Origin of the sequence: Streptomyces sp. NPDC058955, assembly GCF_042741435.1 — a bacterium.
In the GTDB taxonomy this organism is placed as follows: Bacteria; Actinomycetota; Actinomycetes; order Streptomycetales; family Streptomycetaceae; genus Streptomyces.
The window spans coordinates 2,593-7,035 of the sequence record NZ_JBHYKM010000028.1; the positions used below are offsets into that span (position 1 = coordinate 2,593).

The window sequence follows — 4,443 nt, forward strand, 5'->3', positions numbered from 1 at the left end:
GGGGGGCCAAAACCCCCCCCCGGGGGGCGGGGGGGCGGGTGGTGGGGCGTTGCTGCGGCGCTTGCCGCCTCCGCCGCCCCCCCGCCCCCCCCCCCGTCCGAACTCGTTCCAGCGCAGCGTGCCCGCGACGGCGGCCGGACGGCCGGGCGCCTCCGCACCGCGCCACGGGCCGCCGACCACCGGCCCTGACCATGCTCTTCCAGGTGGGCCTGCTCCCAAAGAGATCGGGCTGCGGCCAGAGGCACCCAGGGAACTCCCAGGAGCCCACAACCTCGCCGGCGACCCGCGCCACACCGCCGTCCTGCACCGGCTCGGCAGGGCCCTCGACGCCCACATCCTCGACGTCAACGACGACGGCTTCATCCCCGAGGGAAGCCCGCTGGAAGGCTGAGAGGCAAGCCGCCGCCCCGGCGCCTACCCGCTGCCCAGGATCCTGCGCCCGGCGGGCCGGGCGATCACCTGCGACCCGCGCCACGCCCCGGAGTACGCGACGGCCCTGCGGGACGAGAACGAGGTCGTCCGGTACTGGGGCGCCCAGGGCCTCCTGATCCTCGGCCCCGCCCGGCCGCCGCGCCCGCCCCGCCGTCGCAGCCGTCGCAGCCGCCGCAGCCGACGAGGAGGAGAACCCGGGCAACGCGGGCCGCTACCTGAAGCACGTCCTCGACGGCACCTACACCCCGCGGCACAGGTCGTACGGCCGACGGGTCGAGCACCGCGCGCGTGAGGTCCCCGCGGACCGGCGTCACCGCCGTCCTGGCACACGGACCACGCCTGCGGCCGAGTGGGCGCGCGACTGTCGCAGGTGGTCGCGCAGCCCGGCCCGCAGCACCGGCAGCGGCGCGCGGGCGCCCAGGGCGCGGAGGAATTCCGGAACGGTCCACGTGACCAGGCCGCCCTGCCGGGACAGGTAGAACCCGACCCGGTCGATCCCGTAGGCGTCGTCGTAGTCCAGGAGCAGGTAGCCGGCGAGCTGCTGCACCTCGGTGGTGCCGATCTGGTGGGGGCGGACGGTGGCCTTGCAGTCGAGGAGGAGCCCGCCGGTGATGAAGTCGGCGTCCGCGCCGCCGAGATCCGTACTGCCGGCGAACACCGGCCCGCACACCTTCTGTGCCGCGGGCAGCCGGCGCAACGGCGCGAAGGGCTCTTCGGCGAGCTGCATCTGCTCCGCGATGTCCTCCAGCACGTAGGCCGGCACGGCCGCGGTCAGATCGTCGAGGGTGGTGGAGGCGTCCGCCTGGGCGAGCAGGTTGCGCCGCCGCGGGAAGACGCCGTTGCGGTAGACGGCCTCGAAGTGGCCCGCCACGTGACACAACCGGGTCAGGCCGTCCGCGCCCAGCGGGGCGCTGCCGTCCCGGTGTGCCTCCACGCGCGCCAGCAGCCGCTCTCCAGCCGCCTGCAGCACGGATCGGACCGGCGCCGACGGCGCGCCGTCGAGCGGGAGACGGCTGCCGACGAGCCCCACTCCGTGGGTGACGGCATCCCCGAGGCCGCCGCCGAGGCTGAGACGCAGGCGGTAGTCGACGGTGTGACCGAGCGCCGCCCAGTCGGGCCGCCGTTCGTCCATCGGCTGCACCGGGTGCGGCAGGTCGCGTAGCCGTCGGTGGTACGTGCCGACCAGCTGCTCGGGGTGGGGGAGGTGCCGGCTCAGGAACAGCGACATCGGAGAGCGGACGTAGGCCAGCTGTCCGGTCAGCGGCAGAGCCGCCAGCGGTAGGCCCTCAGGGGTGTGATCGGCCCTCCCGCGGTCCGGGCGCCGCAGCTGGGCCTCGGCTCCTTCGAGGCCGGTGGTGTCCAGCAGACGCCGTGCCCGGGTCACCGCGACGTAGGCGAGGCGTGCTTCGGCTGCGTGCAGGGCGCGGGCCGCACCTGGCTCGTCCGGCGGGGCGAAGCCCTCGCCGATGCGGACGCGCTCCCATTCGCGGCCCTTGGACTTGTGCACGGTGGACACCACGACCCGGGCCCGGTCCTCCTCCACCATCCGGCCGACCGCGGCGATGATCTGCTGGGGGCCGTAGGTGTCGACGAGTTCGACGATCGCCTTCAGCTCGGCGGCCGCCGAGTCCTGCGAGGCGTACTCCTGCACCTCGCCCCAGGAGGAGAACAGGCACAGCTCGTGGTGCGCCGTCCGCCGGCCCGCCTTCAGGTCGACCGCGGCCTCGGCGATCTTCAGCAGCGGCGTCCCGCCCCCGGCCAGTGCCACCGGCACACCGGCGTCGAGGAACCGCAGCACCTCGGCGAGCGCGTCCGCGTTCCCGCGGCACAACACCGCGTCCGGCACCTCGATCCGGCCCAGCCGCGACTCGCCCGTGGCATGACCGGTCAGCTGCATCGTCGAGTCGGCCGCCCGCAGCCACCGGTTCGCCACCTGCGCGATGGCCGGCCCGAACCGGAACGACTGCGTCAGCTCCAGGCGACGGCCCGGGAACGCACTCATGATGTCCTTGGCGTGCCGCCAGTCGTAGATCTGCTGCGCGGGATCCCCGACGCACACCCGCTGCGCATCCTGCGCGAGGAAGATCTCCTCCAGGACCGGATTGGTGTCCTGCGCCTCGTCCAGCAGCACGAAATCCGCCGGCAGCCGAGGCCGTGTCAACGCCCACATCTTCAGATAGTGATCGTGCTTGAACGGCAGCACCCCGTTGGGCGAGCAGATGTCCTCCCACGCCCACCGCGCCCGGCGCAGCAACACGTCGGCCACATACTGGACCCCGGCCTCGTCCAGTCCGTTCACCCGGCCCAGATGCCGGGCCGCGACCTGCTCGTCGGTGCTCCAGCAGAACCGCTGGACCATCTCCATCACCAGCCGCGCCTGTGTCGTCGCCCGGAGCCGCCGCTTGCCCACCGCCAGATCCCGACTCAACCCCAATAACTGCGCCGTCCGCTTCAACGGCATGTGCTGCGTGGCCCTCAGCCGGTCCTGGAACAACCGGCCGACCGCGCGGTAGGCGAGCGAATGCGACGTGCTGCACCGCACGTTCGCCCCGAACCGCCCCTTCGCCTCCTCCGCGATCGGCTTGTTGAACGCCACGTACAGACCGCGCCGCCGGGTCGCCGCGCCCATCAGCACCAGCGTCGACGTCTTGCCCGTCCCCGCGCCGGCCACCAAGGCCAGATCCGCCCCCGCGGCGAACGCGTCCCGCGCCGCCCCCTGCTCGGCCGTCGCCTTCACACCCAACCCCGACACCCCTCTCCGACCCGCCCCAGCGATTTCCACCATGCCCGCACGCAGCCCCGGAGGCATCCTCCAGGCGTGGATCTTCGGGAGGTTATACCGATGTGTTGCGATCGAGACGGCATACGGGACACAGCGGGCTCCCGCCGAGGCCGTAGCGATGGGTGGGCCTCCGGCAGACGGCACACGGGCCGACGAGGCCGGTGGGACAGTCCGGAGGGCCGACGGAGACGGGCGCCTGCCGCACGCCGCCCCGGTCCCGAGGGCCGGGCTGCGGAGGAATCTGAGGGTGAGGCGTCGTACGCGGGTCGGCCAGGGCGATGCCCGCAGGGATCAGGGCACCGGTGTCGCGGACGGCGTCGCCATGCCGTTCCTGCCCTTGGCGGCGGTCCTGATGGGCGCAGGACCGGCCTGAGGGAAGCCGCTCGGGTTCCGCGGGATCGTCGTCGACGTGACCGGGTGCGGGCTCGGCCGGCTCGTCGGTGGTGGCGTCGCGGTACCGGTCGTGGTCGTCGCCGGAGACCCACATGTGCGCCGCACGCGACCGGCGCCCAGGCACGTACAGCGGCACGTAGTCGCCGGCCGCGGTGGCCCCGATGAGCCGGTCCAGACGCATGCCGAGAGCCGGCGTCCACGTGCCGTGCCAGCGGGTGCAGCGCCCGTGCCCCCGGTCAGGACACGGCACCGGACTGTGCGCGTCGCACCGGGCCGGCCCCAGCTTCTTGACACCTCCACGGACCAGGAGCGCGTTGCCGCCGGAGTACGCCTCCAGCGGCAGCCGGTCGATGCGCGCCCACGGGGTCCGCTCGATGAGGGGCGAACTCGGATCATCGGTACAGCCGAGCTCGCCCCCCAGCGCGGCGCCGAGCCCCGCCCTCTCCGCCGCCGTGGCGTGCCGCCGGCCAGGGGAGGAGTGCACGGCAAAGGGTCGCCCCTTCCACAGCCGCAGGAACATGAACTGCGGACAACCGGGGTCGGCCTCCCGGCACTCCGCACACTCCAGAACGCCCTTGACGGTCCTCCCGTAGAGCGACCGCCAGAGCCTCGAATCGTCGGGGACGGTGAGATCCAGCTCGGACAGATCGACGAAGCCGAGCTCGCGGTGGAACACACTGTGCGCCATACCGCCACGTTACGCCGCACGACTGACAATCAACACAACGCCATTTCTTGGCCGTTGAGCGCCGGACCGCGCCCGGTGACCCCCGCGACACCCTCGGTCCCGGGGGGGGGGGGGGGGGCCGCGCCCGGCCCGCGCGCGCCCCCCCGCC

Annotated in this window: 3 protein-coding genes; 1 reads left to right on the plus strand and 2 read right to left on the minus strand. The window is 73.6% G+C overall.

What is annotated here, in order from left to right; all coding sequences use genetic code 11:
• The first annotated feature begins 118 nt into the window (after window positions 1–118).
• Window positions 119–391 carry a hypothetical protein gene (locus tag ACFW1I_RS13835; protein ID WP_384669515.1) on the plus strand — a complete coding sequence of 91 codons (273 nt, stop codon included), beginning with the start codon at window positions 119–121 and terminating at the stop codon, window positions 389–391.
• A 351-nt stretch (window positions 392–742) separates the two neighbouring features.
• On the opposite strand, the gene ACFW1I_RS13840 is transcribed toward ACFW1I_RS13835, so the two are convergent.
• Together ACFW1I_RS13840 and ACFW1I_RS13845 are read right to left on the minus strand one after the other, a co-directional pair.
• Complete coding sequence (locus ACFW1I_RS13840; protein WP_384669620.1) at window positions 743–3,169, minus strand: UvrD-helicase domain-containing protein; 2,427 nt, start codon at window positions 3,167–3,169, stop codon at window positions 743–745.
• Window positions 3,170–3,266: 97 nt separating this feature from the next.
• The gene (locus tag ACFW1I_RS13845) at window positions 3,267–4,295 is read right to left on the minus strand and encodes a hypothetical protein (RefSeq protein ID WP_384669517.1); all 1,029 of its coding nucleotides are present in this window, start codon (window positions 4,293–4,295) and stop codon (window positions 3,267–3,269) included.
• Window positions 4,296–4,443 lie beyond the last annotated feature (148 nt).

Excerpts from the sequence above, each read along its gene's own strand:
- ACFW1I_RS13845 (WP_384669517.1), bottom strand. The coding sequence starts at position 4,295 with ATGGCGCACAGTGTGTTCCACCGCGAGCTCGGCTTCGTCGATCTGTCC.